At 70.5% G+C, this 16,205-nt stretch carries 12 protein-coding genes and 1 pseudogene; 9 read left to right on the top strand and 4 right to left on the bottom strand.

From position 1 onward, the window contains the following. Positions 1 to 140: 140 nt before the first annotated feature. Positions 141 to 818 carry a FadR/GntR family transcriptional regulator gene (locus AC1DF3_RS20090; RefSeq protein ID WP_478140627.1) on the top strand — a complete coding sequence of 226 codons (678 nt, stop codon included), beginning with the start codon at positions 141 to 143 and terminating at the stop codon, positions 816 to 818. Positions 819 to 839: 21 nt separating this feature from the next. Here AC1DF3_RS20090 and AC1DF3_RS20095 read toward each other — a convergent pair. Then, positions 840 to 1,741 (bottom strand): annotated as a pseudogene (locus AC1DF3_RS20095) (LysR family transcriptional regulator). Between the two features lie 79 nt (positions 1,742 to 1,820). Between AC1DF3_RS20095 and AC1DF3_RS20100 the strand changes: the two are divergent. From AC1DF3_RS20100 to AC1DF3_RS20135, 8 genes are all read left to right on the top strand, one after another. Next, entirely contained in the window at positions 1,821 to 3,035 is a 1,215-nt protein-coding gene (locus AC1DF3_RS20100; RefSeq protein ID WP_478140714.1) for a CaiB/BaiF CoA transferase family protein, read from the top strand. After that, entirely contained in the window at positions 3,032 to 4,018 is a 987-nt protein-coding gene (locus tag AC1DF3_RS20105; protein ID WP_286535950.1) for a hydroxymethylglutaryl-CoA lyase, read from the top strand. Before AC1DF3_RS20100 ends, AC1DF3_RS20105 begins: the two co-directional genes overlap by 4 nt. A gap of 38 nt (positions 4,019 to 4,056) precedes the next feature. After that, positions 4,057 to 5,058, top strand: coding sequence for a Bug family tripartite tricarboxylate transporter substrate binding protein (locus tag AC1DF3_RS20110; RefSeq protein ID WP_478140628.1), 1,002 nt, complete (start codon positions 4,057 to 4,059; stop codon positions 5,056 to 5,058). 83 nt (positions 5,059 to 5,141) lie between these two features. After that, positions 5,142 to 5,648 carry a hypothetical protein gene (locus tag AC1DF3_RS20115; protein WP_478140629.1) on the top strand — a complete coding sequence of 169 codons (507 nt, stop codon included), beginning with the start codon at positions 5,142 to 5,144 and terminating at the stop codon, positions 5,646 to 5,648. Between the two features lie 79 nt (positions 5,649 to 5,727). Next, entirely contained in the window at positions 5,728 to 10,455 is a 4,728-nt protein-coding gene (locus AC1DF3_RS20120; RefSeq protein WP_478140630.1) for a response regulator, read from the top strand. Beyond that, positions 10,452 to 10,796: an Hpt domain-containing protein gene (locus AC1DF3_RS20125; RefSeq protein ID WP_286535956.1), complete on the top strand. Its 345-nt coding sequence runs from the start codon at positions 10,452 to 10,454 to the stop codon at positions 10,794 to 10,796. The genes AC1DF3_RS20120 and AC1DF3_RS20125 overlap by 4 nt, the downstream gene beginning before the upstream one ends. Then, positions 10,789 to 11,847 carry an adenylate/guanylate cyclase domain-containing protein gene (locus AC1DF3_RS20130; protein WP_286535958.1) on the top strand — a complete coding sequence of 353 codons (1,059 nt, stop codon included), beginning with the start codon at positions 10,789 to 10,791 and terminating at the stop codon, positions 11,845 to 11,847. Before AC1DF3_RS20125 ends, AC1DF3_RS20130 begins: the two co-directional genes overlap by 8 nt. Next, on the top strand, positions 11,838 to 12,230 hold the full coding sequence (locus AC1DF3_RS20135; RefSeq protein ID WP_286535959.1) for a DUF4189 domain-containing protein: 393 nt from the start codon (positions 11,838 to 11,840) through the stop codon (positions 12,228 to 12,230). Before AC1DF3_RS20130 ends, AC1DF3_RS20135 begins: the two co-directional genes overlap by 10 nt. Before the next feature lie 24 nt (positions 12,231 to 12,254). On the opposite strand, the gene AC1DF3_RS20140 is transcribed toward AC1DF3_RS20135, so the two are convergent. Genes AC1DF3_RS20140 through AC1DF3_RS20150 form a run of 3 tightly spaced genes read right to left on the bottom strand, consistent with a single transcriptional unit; the run spans position 12,255 to position 16,205 of the window. Further along, on the bottom strand, positions 12,255 to 13,898 hold the full coding sequence (locus AC1DF3_RS20140; protein WP_478140631.1) for a mechanosensitive ion channel family protein: 1,644 nt from the start codon (positions 13,896 to 13,898) through the stop codon (positions 12,255 to 12,257). A 7-nt stretch (positions 13,899 to 13,905) separates the two neighbouring features. Beyond that, the gene (locus AC1DF3_RS20145; RefSeq protein ID WP_286535961.1) at positions 13,906 to 15,621 is read right to left on the bottom strand and encodes a SulP family inorganic anion transporter; all 1,716 of its coding nucleotides are present in this window, start codon (positions 15,619 to 15,621) and stop codon (positions 13,906 to 13,908) included. Positions 15,622 to 15,650: 29 nt separating this feature from the next. Next, positions 15,651 to 16,205 (bottom strand): hypothetical protein, encoded by a 555-nt coding sequence (locus AC1DF3_RS20150; RefSeq protein ID WP_478140632.1) that lies wholly within the window; start codon positions 16,203 to 16,205, stop codon positions 15,651 to 15,653.

Raw genomic sequence — 16,205 nt, forward strand, 5'->3', positions numbered from 1 at the left:
CCAGTTGTCATGCGGGTTACTGCTAGGGGAACGGGCCATCTCTCCTGGGGTGCATCCGAACATCCGCTATAGTTGTCTGACAAAGACTTTCGATCACCGGTTCAATGGCGGAACACTTGCTAGACGTCCATGGCGGCACATTGCCCGACCAGATCTACGCCCGGATGGTCGAAGCCATCCTGCGCGGGGACTACGCCGACTCGAAGAAGCTGCCGACGGAAAGCGAACTGGCCACCCGCTTCGGGGTCTCGCGGCCGACAGTGCGGGAGGCGCTGTCGAGGCTGCGATCGGACGGCATCATCGAATCCCGGCGCGGCTCCGGCAGCCACGTCGTGCGCGCCCCCGGCACACCGGCATCGAGCATGCCGCCCATCAGGAACTATTCGGACATCGAGCGCTACTACGCCTACCGCACGGTCGTCGAATCGGGAGCGGCGGCCGCTGCTGCGGAGTTCCGCACCGCCGACGACCTGGCATCGATCACGGCCTGCCTGGAAGCGCAGACCCTGGCCATGGAGGGCGGAAACAGAGGCATCGAAGACGACGTCCGCTTCCATATGGCGATCGCGAGGGCCTCGCACAACCAGTTCTTCGTGGCCGCTGTCGAAACGAGTGTCGCGCCCATCCGGCAATTCATGGAACTGGCCCGGAGCGTGCGATCGAAGATGACTCTCGAGCGCATCCGGCGGGTCCAGACGGAGCATCGGCAGATCCTCGACGCCATCGAGAAGCGGTCCCCGGCCGACGCCGCCGAGGCCACACGGGTCCATATCCTCAACGCCAAGCGACGGATCTTCGACGCGGCGAAACTGCGGTAGATCGCATCGGCCTGGCGCCCCTCACGCAAGGCCCGGCGAAGCCCCCGCGCAGAGATGCTCCACCAGGCTGCGCGCCGCCGGCGACAGCGCCTCCAGCGAGCGCACGCACACCACCAGCTGACGCCGCACCCAGGGCTCGTCGAGCGCGACGGCGCGGATGTCGAGCGACGCGAGATAGAGCCGCGCGCTCAGCCGCGGCAGGATGCCGATGCCCATGCCGGCGGCCACCATCAACGACATCGCGTCGTAGCCGCTGACCTGGATGCGCAGCCGCAGCGGCAGGCCGATCTCCGCCGCCGCCCGGTGCAGCTGATTGTTGACCGCGCTGCCCGGATGGGCGCCGACGAATTCATGCGCCAGTGCCTCGCGGAAGCTCGCCTTCTTGCGCCGCGCCAGCGGATGCCCGCGCGGCACGATCAGCACCAGTTCGTCCTCGCGGTACGGCAGCATGGCCAGCGGCTCGCCGTAGGCGCCCGCGTTAGGATGCCGATGTCGGCCGTGCTGTCGGCCACGGCGCGGGCGATGGCCGAGCTGATGCGTTCCTGCAGGTGCACCTGCACCAGCGGGGCCGCCGCCATGAAGCTGCGCAGGTCGTCGGGCAGGAACTGCGTGATGGCCGAGATGTTGGCGAACACCCGCACGTGGCCGCGCAGCCCGCTGGCGTAGCCGGCCATCTGCTCGGCGATGTCGTCCAGGCCATAGAGCACGCCGCGCGCGAGCCCCAGCAGCGCATGCGCGGCCGCGGTGGCTTGCGCCCCCTTGTTGCTGCGCTGGAACAGCACCGTGTCGAGCGCTGCCTCGAGCTCGCTGATGCGCTTGCTCACGGCCGCCGGCGCCAGGTGCTCGCGCAGCGCGGCCGCCGCGATGGTGCCCTCTTCCATGACCGCGACGAAGAGGCGCAACGAGACAGGATCCAGTTTCATGGAGGGCTATTTGAGCACCATCGCGATCCGCGATGGCAGCCTCGCCAATGACCGCTTTGCGGCCCTCCCGCGGCCGGCCATGATCCGCGCCATGAACCCTGATTCCAACACCGCCCTCGCCGGCCTCAAGGTGGTCGAGATGGGCCAGCTGATCGCCGGTCCCTTCTGCGGCAAGACGCTCGGCGAATTCGGTGCCGAGGTCGTGAAGATCGAGGCGCCGGGCAGCGGCGACCCGCTGCGCAACTGGCGCCTGCTGCAGGACGGCACCTCGGTCTGGTGGCAGGTGCAGTCGCGCAACAAGCGCTCGGTGGCGATCGACCTGCGCGCCGCCGAAGGCCAGGAGATCGCGCGCCGCCTGATCGCCGAGGCCGACGTGCTGATCGAGAACTTCCGGCCCGGCACGCTCGAGGGCTGGGGCCTGGGCTGGGACGACCTGCGCCGGATCAACCCCGGGCTCGTGATGCTGCGCATCTCGGGCTACGGCCAGACCGGGCCCTACCGCGACCTGCCCGGCTTCGGCGCCATCGGCGAGGCGATGGGCGGGCTGCGCCATCTCACCGGCGAGCCCGGGCGGGTGCCGGTGCGGGTGGGCGTCTCGATCGGCGACACGCTGGCGGCGCTGCACGGCACCATCGGCGTGCTGTTGGCGCTCTACCACCGCAAGGCGCACGGCGGCCCGGGCCAGGTCATCGACGTGGCGCTGCACGAGGCGGTCTTCAACGTGATGGAAAGCCTGCTGCCCGAGTACAGCGCCTTCGGTGCGGTGCGCGAGGCGGCCGGCAGCGCGCTGCCCGGCATCGCGCCGTCCAACGCCTACCGCTGCGCCGACGGCTACGTGCTGGTCGCCGGCAACGGCGACAGCATCTTCCGCCGCCTCATGGAAGTCGTGGGCCGCCCCGACCTGGCGTCCGCGCCCGACCTGCAAGGCAACGCCGGCCGGGTGGCGCGGGTCGACGAGCTCGACGTCGCGATCGGCGCCTGGACCCTGTCGCGCACTATCGACGAGGTGCTTCGGCTGCTCGGCGCGGCCAGGGTCCCGGCGGGCCGGGTCTACACCGCCAAGGACATCCACGAAGACCCGCACTACCGGGCGCGCGACATGATCCTGCGCCAGGTCACGCGCGACGGCCATGAGGTCGACGTGCCCGGCATCGTGCCCAAGCTGTCGGGCACGCCCGGCAGCGTGCGCTCGTCGGCGCCGCGGCTCGGCGACGACACCGACGCCGTGCTGCGCGAAGCCGGCCTGACGGCCGAACAGATCGCCCTGCTGCGCGCTAAAGGAGCCATTGCATGAGCGCTTCGACCAGCCCCTGGACGGGCGCACGCCGCCGCGTCCACATGCAGGAAGTCGGCCCGCGCGACGGCCTGCAGATGGAATCGGCCTTCGTGCCCACCGCCGACAAGATCGCCCTGATCGATGCGCTGTCGGCCGCCGGCCTCGCCAAGATCGAGGCCACCGCCTTCGTCTCGCCGCAGGCCATCCCGGCGCTGCGCGACGCCGAGATCGTGCTGCGCGAGATCGCCCGCGCACCCGGCGTGGTCTACACCTGCCTGGTGCCGAACCTGCGCGGCGCCGAGCGGGCGATCGAGGCGCGCGCCGACGAACTCAACCTCGTGATGTCGTGCAGCGAGACCCACAACCTGGCCAACCTGCGGATGACGCGGGCCCAGTCGTTCACTGCGCTCTCGGGAGTGATCGGGCTGGCGCGGCAGGCCGGGGTGCCGGTCAACGTCTCGCTCTCGTGCGTGTTCGGCTGCCCGATGGAGGGCGACATCGACCCGGCCGTGGTGCTCGAATGGGCCGGGCGCTTCATGGCCGCCGGCGCCCGCGGCATCACGCTGTGCGACACCACCGGCATGGCGTTCCCGAGCCAGGTGTCGCGCATCGTCGGGCTGTTCCGCCAGCGCCTGCCGGCCGCCGAACTGACGCTGCACTTCCACAACACGCGCGGCATGGGCCTGGCGAACGTGCTGGCCTCGCTGGACGCCGGCGCCGACCGCTTCGACGCCTCGCTCGGCGGCCTCGGCGGCTGCCCCTACGCGCCGGGCGCGAGCGGCAACGTGTGCACCGAGGAAATCGTGCATGCCCTCGAACTGATGGACTTCGACACCGGCTGCGACCTGGCGCTGTTGCTGCAGGCCGCCGCCAGGCTGCCGGGCCTGATCGGCCACGAGATCCCGAGCCAGATCGCCAAGGCCGGCCGCCGGCTCGACCTGCACGCACCGCCGCCGGATTTCGCGCTTTGGCGCGACCGGGCGCTGGCGCGCGACGCCTGAACACCCATTTTTTCTTAGAACGACGACAGGAGACTTCCATGAAACCCGCTCACACCCTCTCGCGCCGCGCCCTCGGGCTGGCCGCGCTCGGCATCGCCGCCTTGGGCATCGCCCCGGCCCTCCACGCGCAGGCGCCCGCCGGCTACCCGAGCCGGCCGGTGATGCTGCTCGTGCCGACGGCGGCCGGGGGCACCACCGACATCGCGGCGCGCATGCTCGGCGTCCCGCTGGGCGCCGCGCTCGGCCAGACCGTGGTGGTCGACAACAAGGGCGGCGCCAACGGCGTCATCGCCGCGGGCGCGGTGAAGCGCGCCGAGCCCGACGGCTACACGCTGCTGATGCAGTACTCGGGCTACCACGTGATCACGCCGCTGGTCAGCAAGCAGGCGCCGCAATGGGAGGCGAGGGACTTCACGCCGGTGGCCAACGTGCTGTCGGCGCCGCAGATCGTGGTGGTGCGCGCCGACCTCCCCTTCAAGACCATGGCCGAGCTGGTGGCCTACGCCAAGGCGCATCCGGGGAAGATCAACTACGCCTCGTCGGGCAACGGCTCGCTGCAGCATGCGACCGGCGCGATGCTCGAGCAGCAGGCCGGCATCCAGCTGACCCACATCCCGTACAAGGGCACCGGCCCGGCGCTGCAGGACCTGCTGGGCGGCCAGGTCGACATCACCTTCGGCACCGCACCGCCCTTCGTGCCGCACATCCAGTCGGGCAAGCTGCGGGTGCTGGCGACCACCGGCAAGACCCGTCTGCCCAGCCTGCCCGACGTGCCGACGACCGCCGAAGCCGGCCTGCCGAATCTCGACGCCACCTCGTGGTTCGCCGTCTTCGCCCCGGCCAGGACACCCAAGCCGATCATCGACAAGCTGACGGCGGAGATCGCCCGGATCGTGTCCACGCCCGCCTTCAGGCAGAAGGCCCAGGAACAGGGTGCGACGGCCGACTACCTGAATCCGCAGCAGATGGACGCGCTGGTGAAATCCGAGACCGCGCGCTGGACGGAGGTCGTCAAGGCGGCGAAGATCGAGGCGGATTGAGCGGCGCCGGGCGGCTCGCGGACAGCCGGGCGGCGGCTCGTCCCACAGCCGGAACGCCCGGCCTCGCCGACACTCGAAACACCATGCGATCTCTCGCCCGATTTCCATTGAAGGCCGCCGCCGTGGCGGCGCTGCTCGGCGGCCTGCTGGCCGGCTGCGCCAGCGACCCGTCGCGGGTCCAGCTGGGCACGCCCCGGGACGCGGTGCTCCAGCAACTGGGCCCGCCGACCGCCACCTACCGCTTCACCGGCGGCGAGCGGCTGCAGTATTCGCGCGGCCCGGCCGGCTTCCAGGTCAGCAATGTCGACTTGGACGCGGCGGGCCGCGTCCAGTCGGTGCGCCAGGAACTCGACGAGGGCCTGTTCGGCAACACGATCCGGCCCGGCCAATGGCGCATTCCCGACGTGCTCTTCACCTACGGACCGCCCTACCAGCAGACGCGCGTGACCTCCTTCGACGGCACGGTCTGGTCGTGGCGCTACCTCCACATCAACAACCGGCGGTTCCTCTACATCTACGTCGATCCCACGGGTCTGGTCGACCACTACAACGTCGGCGACGACCTGGAGTTCGAGCGCTGGCGCTGGTAGCCGTCGCCGCGCAGTCCATCGCGAGGCCGGTCGCCCGGTCCGGTGGACGTCCTGCCGTCGGCGCGGAGATACTTCGGCCATGCCCGAATCCATGACCCCCGCCGACCCGCGTCTCTGGCTCGAAGAGGTCGAGGGCGCCGACGCCCTGGGCTGGGTCCGCGAGCAGAATGCCCGGACCCTGGGCACCCTGGCCGCGACGCCGGCATTCGCCCGCACCCGGTCCTCGATACAGGCCGTGCTCGACTCCGACGCCAGGATCGCCGAGGTCGCCAAGATCGGCGAGCTCTACTACAACTTCTGGAAGGACGCCGACCACCCGCTCGGCCTGTGGCGGCGCACCACGATGGCCGAGTACCGGGGCGCCGACCCGGCCTGGGAAACCGTGCTCGACCTCGACGCCCTCGCCGCCGCCGAGGGCGTGCAATGGGTCTGGCACGGTGCGTCCGTGCTGCGCCCCGCGTACCGCAAGGCGCTCCTGAGCCTGTCGCGCGGCGGCGCCGATGCCGACGTCACGCGCGAGTTCGACCTGGTCGCCAAGGCCTTCGTGACGCCCACGGAAGGCGGCTTCTTCCGGCCCGAATCCAAGGGCGGCCTGGCCTGGATCGACGACGACACGGTCTATGCCTTCACCACCCTCGGCGAGTCGGCGTCGACCGCCTCGGGCTATCCCCGGGTCGCCCGGCGCTGGGCCCGCGGTACGCCGCTGGAGACCGCCCCCGCGGTGTACGAAGGCCTGGCCGACGACATGTACATCTCGGCCTGGCGGTCCCACACACCCGGCTTCGAGCGCGACTTCGTGTCCCGGTCGCTGGCCTTCTACAGCGCGGAGCTGTTCCTGCTGGCCGAGGGCGACCGGTTGCTGAAGGTCGACGTGCCGCTGTCGGCCCAGCCGAGCATCCAGCGCGAATGGCTGCTGGTCGAATTGCGCGACCCCTGGGAGGTCGGCGGCCGCAGCCACCCCGCCGGCGCCCTGCTGGCGACCCGGCTCGAGCCCTTCATGCGCGGCGAGCGCGATTTCGAGGTCCTCTTCGAGCCCGGCCCGACGCGCTCGCTGGCGGCCGCGACCTGGACCCGCAGCCACCTCGTGGTCAACGTGCTCGACGACGTGAAGAACCGCCTGCACGTGCTGACGCCGCCGGCCAGCGGCAGCGGGCCGTGGACCCGCAGCGAATTCATCGGCGCCCCGCCCATCGGCAGCGTGCACGCCTGGGCGGTCGACCGCGACGCCAGCGACCAGATCTGGCTGAGCGCGACCGACTACCTCACGCCCTCGACCCTCTCGCTGGCCACGGTGGGGCAGCCGCCCGAACTGCTCAAGTCCATGCCGGCCTTCTTCGACGCCACGGGCCTGGTGGTGGAGCAGCGCTTCGCCAATTCCGACGACGGCACCCGCGTTCCCTATTTCATGGTGCGCCGGGCCGACCTGATGTTCGACGGCACGGCGCCGACGCTGCTCTACGGCTACGGCGGCTTCGAGATCTCGCTGACCCCGGGCTATTCGGGCGCCCTCGGGCGCGCGTGGCTGGACCTGGGCGGCGTCTACGTGGTGGCGAACATCCGCGGCGGCGGCGAATACGGGCCGCGCTGGCACCAGGCCGCGCTGCGGCAGAACCGCCATCGCGCCTACGAGGATTTCTCCTCGGTGGCCAAGGACCTGGTGGCGCGCGGGGTCACCTCCCCCCGGCATCTCGGCGCCCAGGGCGGCTCCAACGGCGGGCTGCTCGCCGGCATGATGCTGACCCGCTACCCGGCGCTGTTCGGCGCCGTGGTGATCGAGGTCCCGCTGCTCGATATGCGGCGCTACACGCGCTTGCTGGCCGGCGCCTCCTGGATGGCGGAATACGGCGACCCCGACGACCCGGTGCAATGGGAGTTCATCCGCACCTTCTCGCCCTACCACCTGTTCGATCCGGCGCGGGACTACCCCCCGGTGCTGTTCACCACCTCGACCCGCGACGACCGCGTGCACCCGGCCCATGCACGCAAGATGGCGGCGGCGATGATCGAGGCCGGCAAGGACGTGAGCTACTACGAGAACATCGAGGGCGGCCACGGCGGCGCCGCCACCAACGCGCAGGCGGCGACCCTGAAGGCGCTGGCCTACCGCTTCCTCTGGGAGCGGCTCGGCCCGGCGCCGGCGGCCGGCGACGAAGCGCTGCGGGTCCAGTTGGCCGAGCGCACGGCTGAGCTCGCACAGCGCGCCGGCGAACTCGCGCTGATCAACAGCATCCAGCAGGGCATGGCCGCCAGGCTGGAGTTCCAGGCCATCATCAGCATGGTGGGCGACAAGCTCCGCAAGGTGTTCGACTCCGGCGACATCAACATCCTGTGGTGGGACGACAAGACCGAACTGATGCAGGCGCTGTATCGCTACGAGCACAACCGGCCGCTGCCCCTGCCGCCGGCGCGGCCGCTGAAGCCGGACGGTCCGGCCGAGCGGATCCTGCGCACCCGCCAGCCCGTCGTGGCCAACACGCGCGAGGAACAGACCCGCGCCGGATTCGTGCCGGCCCCGGGGACCGACTGGGCGCATTCGATCGTGGCGGTGCCGATCATCGGCAGCGACCGGGTACTGGGCATCCTCGGCATGCAGGACCACGAGCGCGAACATGCCTTCGGGAGCCACGACATCCGGCTGCTCGAGACCGTGGCGGCGAGCATGGGCCTGGCGCTCGAGAACGCGCGCCTGTTCGACGAGATGCAGACGACCCTGGAGCGGCAGACCGCCATGTCGGAGGTGCTGCAGGTCATCAGCAGTTCGATGGAGAACGCGCAGCCGGTGTTCGACAAGATCCTCGACAGCTGCCAGCGCCTGTTCTCCGGCTCGCAGATGGGCATCTCGCTGATCGGCAGCGACGGGCTGGTGCACCTGGGGGCCCACCGCGGCTCGGCCCGCGAAGCCCTCGAGAAGTACTATCCGCGGCCGATCGACCCGATCCCGGTCGCGGTGTCGCAGGAGGCGCTCGCGGTGCTTCATATTCCGGACGTGCTGGCGGAGCCGCACCTGCCTCGCTTCATGCGCGAGCTGGCCGAAAAGGTCGGCACCTACGCGATCATGATCGCCCCGCTGATCTGGGAAGGGCACAACATCGGCTCGATCCACGTCACGCGGCAGCCCCCGGGCCCGTTCGACCTGAAGGAGATCAAGCTGCTGAAGACCTTCGCGGACCAGGCCGTGATCGCGATCCAGAACGCGCGCATGTTCGCCGAGACCAAGGAAGCGCGTGCCGCCGCCGAGGCCGCCAACGAGGCCAAGAGCGCCTTCCTGGCGACCATGAGCCACGAGATCCGCACCCCCATGAATGCGGTCATCGGCATGAGCGGCCTGCTGCTCGACACCACGCTCGATGCCGAGCAGCAGGACTACGTCTCGACGATCCGCGATTCGGGCGACGCGCTCCTGACCATCATCAACGACATCCTCGACTACTCGAAGATTGAGGCCGGCCGGATGGACATCGAGGCCCACCCCTTCGACCTGCGCGAGTGCGTGGAGTCGGCGCTCGACCTGGTCAGCACCCGGGCGGCCGAGAAGGACCTCGACACGGCCTATGTCTTCGAAGGCGAGGTGCCCGCCGCGGTGAGCGGCGACCTGCCGCGGCTGCGGCAGATCCTGCTGAACCTGCTGAGCAACGCGGTGAAGTTCACCGAGACCGGCGAGGTGGTGCTGACGGTCGGCGCCGACACGAGGCCGGGCGGGCGGGTCGCGCTGACTTTCGCAGTGCGCGACACCGGCATCGGCCTGTCGGCGCAGGGCATGGGACGGCTGTTCCAGTCGTTCTCGCAGGCCGACTCCAGCACCACCCGCAAGTACGGCGGCACCGGCCTCGGCCTGGCGATCAGCAAGCGGCTGGCGGAGATGATGGGCGGCCGCATGTGGGCCGAGAGCGGCGGACTGGGCACGGGCTCGACCTTTCATTTCAGCATCGAGGTGCCGGTGGCGCCGCTGCCGCCCAGCCGGCACCGCGACTTCCTCGGCGTGCAGCCCGAACTGCAGGGCCGGCGCGTGCTGGTGGTGGACGACAACGCGACCAACCGCCGCGTGCTGGCGGCGCAGGTCGACAAATGGGGCATGGCCGCGCGCGCCACCGAATCGCCCCTCGAGGCCCTGCACTGGATCGAGCAAGGCGAGCCCTTCGACCTGGCGGTGCTCGACATGCACATGCCCGGCATGGACGGGATCGCGCTGGCGCGACGCGTGCGGGCGACCCGCCCGACCCTGCCGCTGGTGCTGTTCAGCTCCCTCGGCCGGCGCGATGCGGGCGAGGCCGAATCCCTGTTCGACGCCTACCTCGGCAAGCCGATCCGGCAGTCGCACCTGTTCGACGCCCTGATCGGCCTGCTGGCGCCCGAATCGGCCGCCCGGCCCACCGGCGACGGCGCCCTCAAGCCGCAGATCGACCCGACGATGGCGGCGCGCCATCCGCTGCGCATCCTGCTGGCCGAGGACAACGCGGTGAACCAGAAACTCGCACTGCGCCTGCTGCAGCAGATGGGCTACCGGGCCGACCTGGCCGCCAACGGCATCGAGGCCGTCGAGTCGGTGCAGCGCCAGGCTTACGATGTGGTGCTGATGGATGTACAGATGCCCGAACTCGACGGCCTGGATGCGACCCGGCAGATCTGCGAACTGCTGCCGGGCGCGCAACGACCCCGGATCGTCGCGATGACGGCCAACGCCATGCAGGGTGACCGCGAAATGTGCATGGCCGCGGGCATGGACGACTACCTGGCCAAGCCGATCCGCGTCGATCGGCTGGTCGAGGCACTGAACAGCGTGCCGCCACGAAAGGACCGAACGACATGAGCGATGCGACGATCGACGCTGCCACCTTCGCCGAGCTGCAGGAAAGCGCGGGGGCCGACTTCGTCAAGGAACTGGTGCAGACCTTTCTCGAGGAGGCGCCGGCGATGCTGTCGGAGCTGCGGGAGTCGCTCGCGGCGGGCCAGGCCGACGCCTTCCGCCGGGCGGCACATTCCCTGAAGTCGAACAGCCTCACCTTCGGCGCGCTGGCGCTCGCCGCGCTGGCGCGCGAACTCGAGCTCGGCGGACTCGACGCCGCCGCCCTCCAGCCGAATGCGCTCGGTCCGCTCGAGGCCGAGTACGCCCGGGTGGCCCGGGCGCTGGAGGCGCTCTGCCGTGGCTGAACCCGACCCTCCCCTGGCCCGCCTGCTGGTCGCCGACGACAACAAGGTCAACCGCCTCCTGCTCACCCGGGGCCTCGAACTTCAGGGCCACAGCGTCAGCTGCGCCGAGAACGGCCGGATCGCGCTCGACATGCTGCGGCGCGAGCCCTTCGACCTGCTGCTGCTCGATATCGAGATGCCCGAGATGGACGGCTTCCAGGTGCTGGAGCAGCTCACCGCCGATCCCAAGCTGCGCGACCTGCCGGTGATCGTGACCTCGTCGCTGGAGGGGCTCGACAACATCGTGCGCTGCATCGAGCTCGGCGCCGAGGACTACCTGCCCAAGCCGGTGAACGCGGTGCTGCTCAAGGCCCGCATCGGCGCCAGCCTCGAGAAGAAGCGGCTGCGCGACCAGCAGAAGGAACTGGTGCGGCGCTTCGCCACCTCCGAAGTGGCACAAGATCTCGAACAATCCGGCTTCGCGCTCGGCGGGCGGCATGTGCGGGGCTCGGTGATGTTCTCCGACATCCGCGGCTTCACCGCGCTGGTCGAGTCGCAGCCCCCCGAGGAGACGATCGAGCTGCTGAACGCCTACTACGCGCTGATGTTCGACGCCATCAACGACCATGGCGGCGTCGTCAACCAGATGATCGGCGACGGCCTGATGGCGATCTTCGGCGCCCCGCTGCCCATGACCGACCATGGCGTGGCCGCGGTGCGCGCGGCCCTCGAGATGGTCGAGCGGGTCGAACTCCTCAACACCCGGCGCCTCGCGGTCGACAAGCCCGCGATCCGCATCGGCGTCGGCATTGCCACCGGCGAGCTGGTGGCGGGCTACACCGGCACGCAGAAGCGCGCCACCTACACCTGCATCGGCGACACGGTGAACCTCGCCGCCCGGCTCGAGGAGCACACCAAGCTGGCGCAACGCACGATCCTCATCGATCCGGCGACCTGCGCCGCCCTGGGCGGGCGCATTCCGGTCGACCTGCTGGGCGCGGTCGCGCTGCGCGGCAAGGCGCAGCCGGTCGAGGTGTACGCCGTCGCCGGCCGGCCCGCACCGTGCGCCTGATCGTCGCGCTCGCGCTGCTGCATGGCTGCCTGTCGGCGGCCGTCGCCGCCACGCCCGCGGACGCCGGCCCGCCAGCCAGCTGGGGCGCGATCGCGTCCAGGCCGGGGGCGTACGGCTACGCCTTCAACCACGCGTCCCGCGACGCCGCCGAACGCGCGGCGCGCGCCCAGTGCGATCGCATGGCGGGCCGCGCGGGCAGCTGCGATGTGCGCGTCTCGTTCGACCGCTCCTGCGGCGCGCTGGCGACCGGCAACTTCGGCGAATGGGGCGCGGCCAGCGCCGCCACGACGAGCGCCGCGGGCAAGGCCGCGATCGCGCAATGCGAGGGCCTGCTGCCGACCGAGCCCTGCAAGGTCGTGACCAGCGTCTGCTCGGGGCGCTGAGCGCCGGCGCAGCGAACGCCGGCGCTACGGCGGGCCGCCTTCGGGTTCGCGCGCCGGCGGCGCGTACCAATTGGCGCGCGGCACCACCTTGTCGGCCGCCGGGTCTTGCACATAGTGCGGCGACATGATCTGCACGCCGGATTCGTTGAAGACATCGAGCACATGGGCGTGCAAGGCGTTCAGCGCCTCGGCGCGCGGCCGCGGCCGTTCGGGCACGGCCTGGCAGACCAGCCGGTACTCCACGTAGAAGTCGGACAGCGCGGTCTTGAAGATCTGCGGCGGCGGCGACGCCAGCACGCCGCCGGTGCGCCTGGCCGCTTCGACCAGCATCGCCTCGACCTGGCGCCAGGGCGTGTCGTAGCCGATCGTCACGACCGTGTCCAGCACATAGCCGCGCCCCTCGACCGTGCGCGAGTAATTCTTGGTGGTCGAGGCCATGATCACCGAGTTCGGCATGCTGACCTCCTCGCCCAGCCCGGTGCGGATCTTGGTCGTGAAGGTGCCCACCTCCGTCACCGTGCCCTCCTGCTCGTTGATGCGCACGTATTCGCCGACGCGGATGGTGCGCGAGTACATCAGGATCAGGCCGCTGGCGGCCTGGCCGACCAGGCTGGAGCCGCCCAGGGTCACCATCAGGCCGAGCAGCACCGAGATGCCCCTGAAGGCGTCGCTCTGGGCGCCCGGCAGGTACGGATAGGCCATGGCGATGGCGAACAGCCAGACCAGCACGGCGAAGATCCGCCGGGTCGGCCCGGCCAGGTCGCGATCGATCCAGCCCAGGGTGGCGCGGCCGCGCTCGACCCGGTCGAACAGCGGCCTGAAGGCGGCCACCGCGCCGCGCGCCAGCAGGAAGATGACGACCGCGACGGCCAGGTCCGGCAAGGCGCCCAGCACGTTGCGGCCGATGTCGCGCGCGATGCCGATCAGGAACGCGCCCAGCTGTTCGCCCCAGGGCCGGGTGTAGGCGAAGCGCTTCAGGGCAAACACCAGCCATTCGTAGGCCATCACGGCCAGCACCAGCCAGATGAGTGCGCGCACCAGGTATTGCGCCATGGCGGCCAGCCGCGACGAATGCAGGATCGGCGTCCCGTCCAGCTGCAGACCGGCGGTCTTCGATTCCAGCAGATCGGCCGCACGCGAGGCCATCGCGTTGCGCAGGCGCCATATGGCCCAGAGCCCCAGCGCGAAGACCAGCGTCGCCATCGCCGTCTCGGCGAGCGCGCGCAGCAACTGCCTGCGGTCGCGGGCCTCGCGGGTTTCTGCAATGGCGCGCGTCAGGGCTTGCTGCGCCGAGTGCGTGAACGATTCGAAGGACTCGCCGGTGCCGCGGTCGAGGTCCTCCGGCGTGAGGATCAGGGCGAAGCCGCCATCGATCATGAGCACGGCGCCCTGAGGCACCTGCTGCACCGTCACGAGGTCCGGGCCCCCCTTGGCCAGCAGGTCGTCGATGGTCCGCTCGGCCCGGCGGGCGCGTTCCGACGCCGACACGCCCAGGAAGTCGCCGCGCAGGGTGACGACGCGCCGGCTGAGCACCACCACATCGGCTGCATCCCTGGGCGCCGCCTTGGCGGCCGGGGCGGCTGCGGGCTGCGCCAGGGCGATCGCCGGGGCGGCGAGCAGGAGCAGGGCCCACAGGGCGGCGATTACCAGGACCGGGACGCGTCTCATGCCGGCATCACTGGCTTGCGCGGGCCCCGGCCTTCTTCCACTGCCCGACGATCGACTCCACGCTCTGTGCCGGGCCCAGGTCGCCGAACACCTTGTCGAGTCCGTCGCGACGCATCATGTCGCGCACCTCGCCGTTCATGTTCGACACCCGGAGCGTGATGCCCTGGCCCGCCAGTTCCTCGTGGCATTCGGCCAGCATGTCGGCGGCGGCCACGTCCACGTAGGGCGACGACGAGAGATCGATCACCACCAGCCGCACCGCCTTGCCCTGTTGCCCGATCGCCTCCATCAGGTCGGCCTTGACGTTGGGCGCGTTGGCATAGAAGAGACCCGCATTGACGCGAAACACCAGCGAGCCGGGTTCGATCTCGTTGTCGGGATGGCGCGCCAGGTCGCTGTAGAGCTCGGTGCCCGGAATGCGGCCGAGCAGCACGGTGCTCGGATTGCTGGCCCGCCAGACCAGCAGCAGCAGCGACAGCACGGTGCCGATCATCACGCCTTCGAGCATGCCGAACAGCAGTACCCCGGCCATCGCGGCCAGGGCGATCCAGAACTCGCGCGGACTCACCCGCAGCAGGCGCCGCAGCGCCGGAATGTCGACCAGCCCCTTGACCGCGATCATCACCACCGCGGCCAGCACCGGCTCGGGAAGCTGCGTGAAGGCGCCGGTGAAGAACAGCACGATCACGGCCAGCAGCAGGCCCGAGATGGCGCCCGCCAGCGGCGTCTTCGCGCCCGCCTGGTCGTTGACCGCAGAACGAGACATGCTGCAGCCCACCGGCAGCGACGAACCCAGGCCGCAGACCACGTTGGCCGCACCGACCGCCAGCAGTTCCTGGTTGGCGTCGGCCGGGTACTTGTGCTTGGCCGCGAAGGTGCGCACCACACCCATGCCTTCGACGTATGACAGCAGGAACACCGCGAAGGCCGTGGGCAGCAGCGCCTGCGCGTCGGCCAGCGTGAACGAGGGCAGCCGGAACGGCGGCAGTCCGCTCGGTATCTCGCCGGTGATCCTGATGCCGTGGCCGCCGAGCCCGGTAAACATCATGAGCAGGATCGACGCCGCCACCACCACCAGCGCCCATGGAATGCGCGGTGCGAGCTTCTCGGTGACCAGCAGCACCGCGATCACGGCCACGCCCAGGCCAAGCGACCACGGGTTGGTGTCGCCCCGGTGCTGGAAGAGATAGGCGATGCGGTCGACGAACTCGCCGTGCGCGCCCTCGATGCCGAACAGCTTGCCGAGCTGCGTGGTGGCGATGTAGATCGCGGCGCCGGCCGAAAACCCGGTCAGCACCGACTCGGAAATGAAATTGACCAGGAAGCCGAGCCGGAACACCCTTGCCACGACCGCGATGGCGCCGACCATGAGCGCGAGCAGCGCCGCCATCTCGGCATAGCGCGCCGGGTCCTTGAGGGACAGCCCCGCCAGGCCGGTCGCAACCAGGATCGACAGCGCCGAGGTCGGTCCGATGGCCGCCTGCCGCGAGGTGCCGAAGATCGCATAGGCGAAGACGGCGAGCAGGCTGCCATAGAGGCCGGCCTGCGGCGGCAGTCCGGCGAGACCGGCATAGGCCATGCTCTCGGGGATGCAGAAGGCCGCGACCGTGACGCCGGCCAGCAGGTCGGCGCCGAGCCAGTCGCGGCGATAGTGCGGCGCCCAGTTCAGCACCGGCAGCAGGCGCGACAGAAGGGACGGGGTCGACGAAGTCGGATTGCTCATTGGCGCCCGGAGTAGTCGGGAGACGGCGCTCAATAAGGCGGGTTGATGACCACGTACTGCCCGCCCTGCGGCTGGTACCAGACCGTGCCGCATTGCTGGTAGACCATGCCGCCGTAGTTGACCGGCACGCAGCCGGCAGGCACCGAGCGCACCATCGAGCCGACCACCGCCGAGGTCACCGCGACAGTGGCGGTGACCGCGGCCGCGGTGGCGACCGGGTGATAGTCGTTGTCCCAGCCGCAGTTGCGGCATCCGCCGCCACCGCCCGCGACGACGACGTTGGTGTTGCGGTTGACGTTGTTGACGTTGACGTTGTTGACGCTGGTGTTGCGGACATTGTTGGTGCGGACGTCCGCGCTGCGGTTGTTGTTGACCTGCGCCCGATTGGCACCGCCACCGCCGCCGCCACCACCGCGCGCCTGCATGCCACCGCCACCGCCACCGCCCGCGTGCATGCCACCTCCGCCGCCGCCGCGCCCGCCTCCCCCGCCTCCGATGGCGCCGGCCGCTGGCGCCCAGGCCAGGCCGGCGACCACCAACGCGCTCAGAAGGGCCGAACAGGTCTTGCTTGCTGCTTGCTTCAT

The organism is Variovorax sp. 10N432 (genome assembly GCF_056394465.1).

Bases quoted from the DNA above. Each gene is read 5' to 3' on its own strand.
- AC1DF3_RS20100 (WP_478140714.1), top strand. From the start codon at position 1,821: ATGATCCGCGCCATGAACCCTGATTCCAACACCGCCCTCGCCGGCCTC.
- AC1DF3_RS20105 (WP_286535950.1), top strand. From the start codon at position 3,032: ATGAGCGCTTCGACCAGCCCCTGGACGGGCGCACGCCGCCGCGTCCAC.
- AC1DF3_RS20110 (WP_478140628.1), top strand. From the start codon at position 4,057: ATGAAACCCGCTCACACCCTCTCGCGCCGCGCCCTCGGGCTGGCCGCG.
- AC1DF3_RS20115 (WP_478140629.1), top strand. From the start codon at position 5,142: ATGCGATCTCTCGCCCGATTTCCATTGAAGGCCGCCGCCGTGGCGGCG.
- AC1DF3_RS20120 (WP_478140630.1), top strand. From the start codon at position 5,728: ATGCCCGAATCCATGACCCCCGCCGACCCGCGTCTCTGGCTCGAAGAG.
- AC1DF3_RS20125 (WP_286535956.1), top strand. From the start codon at position 10,452: ATGAGCGATGCGACGATCGACGCTGCCACCTTCGCCGAGCTGCAGGAA.
- AC1DF3_RS20140 (WP_478140631.1), bottom strand. From the start codon at position 13,898: ATGAGACGCGTCCCGGTCCTGGTAATCGCCGCCCTGTGGGCCCTGCTC.
- AC1DF3_RS20145 (WP_286535961.1), bottom strand. From the start codon at position 15,621: ATGAGCAATCCGACTTCGTCGACCCCGTCCCTTCTGTCGCGCCTGCTG.
- AC1DF3_RS20150 (WP_478140632.1), bottom strand. From the start codon at position 16,205: ATGAAGCAAGCAGCAAGCAAGACCTGTTCGGCCCTTCTGAGCGCGTTG.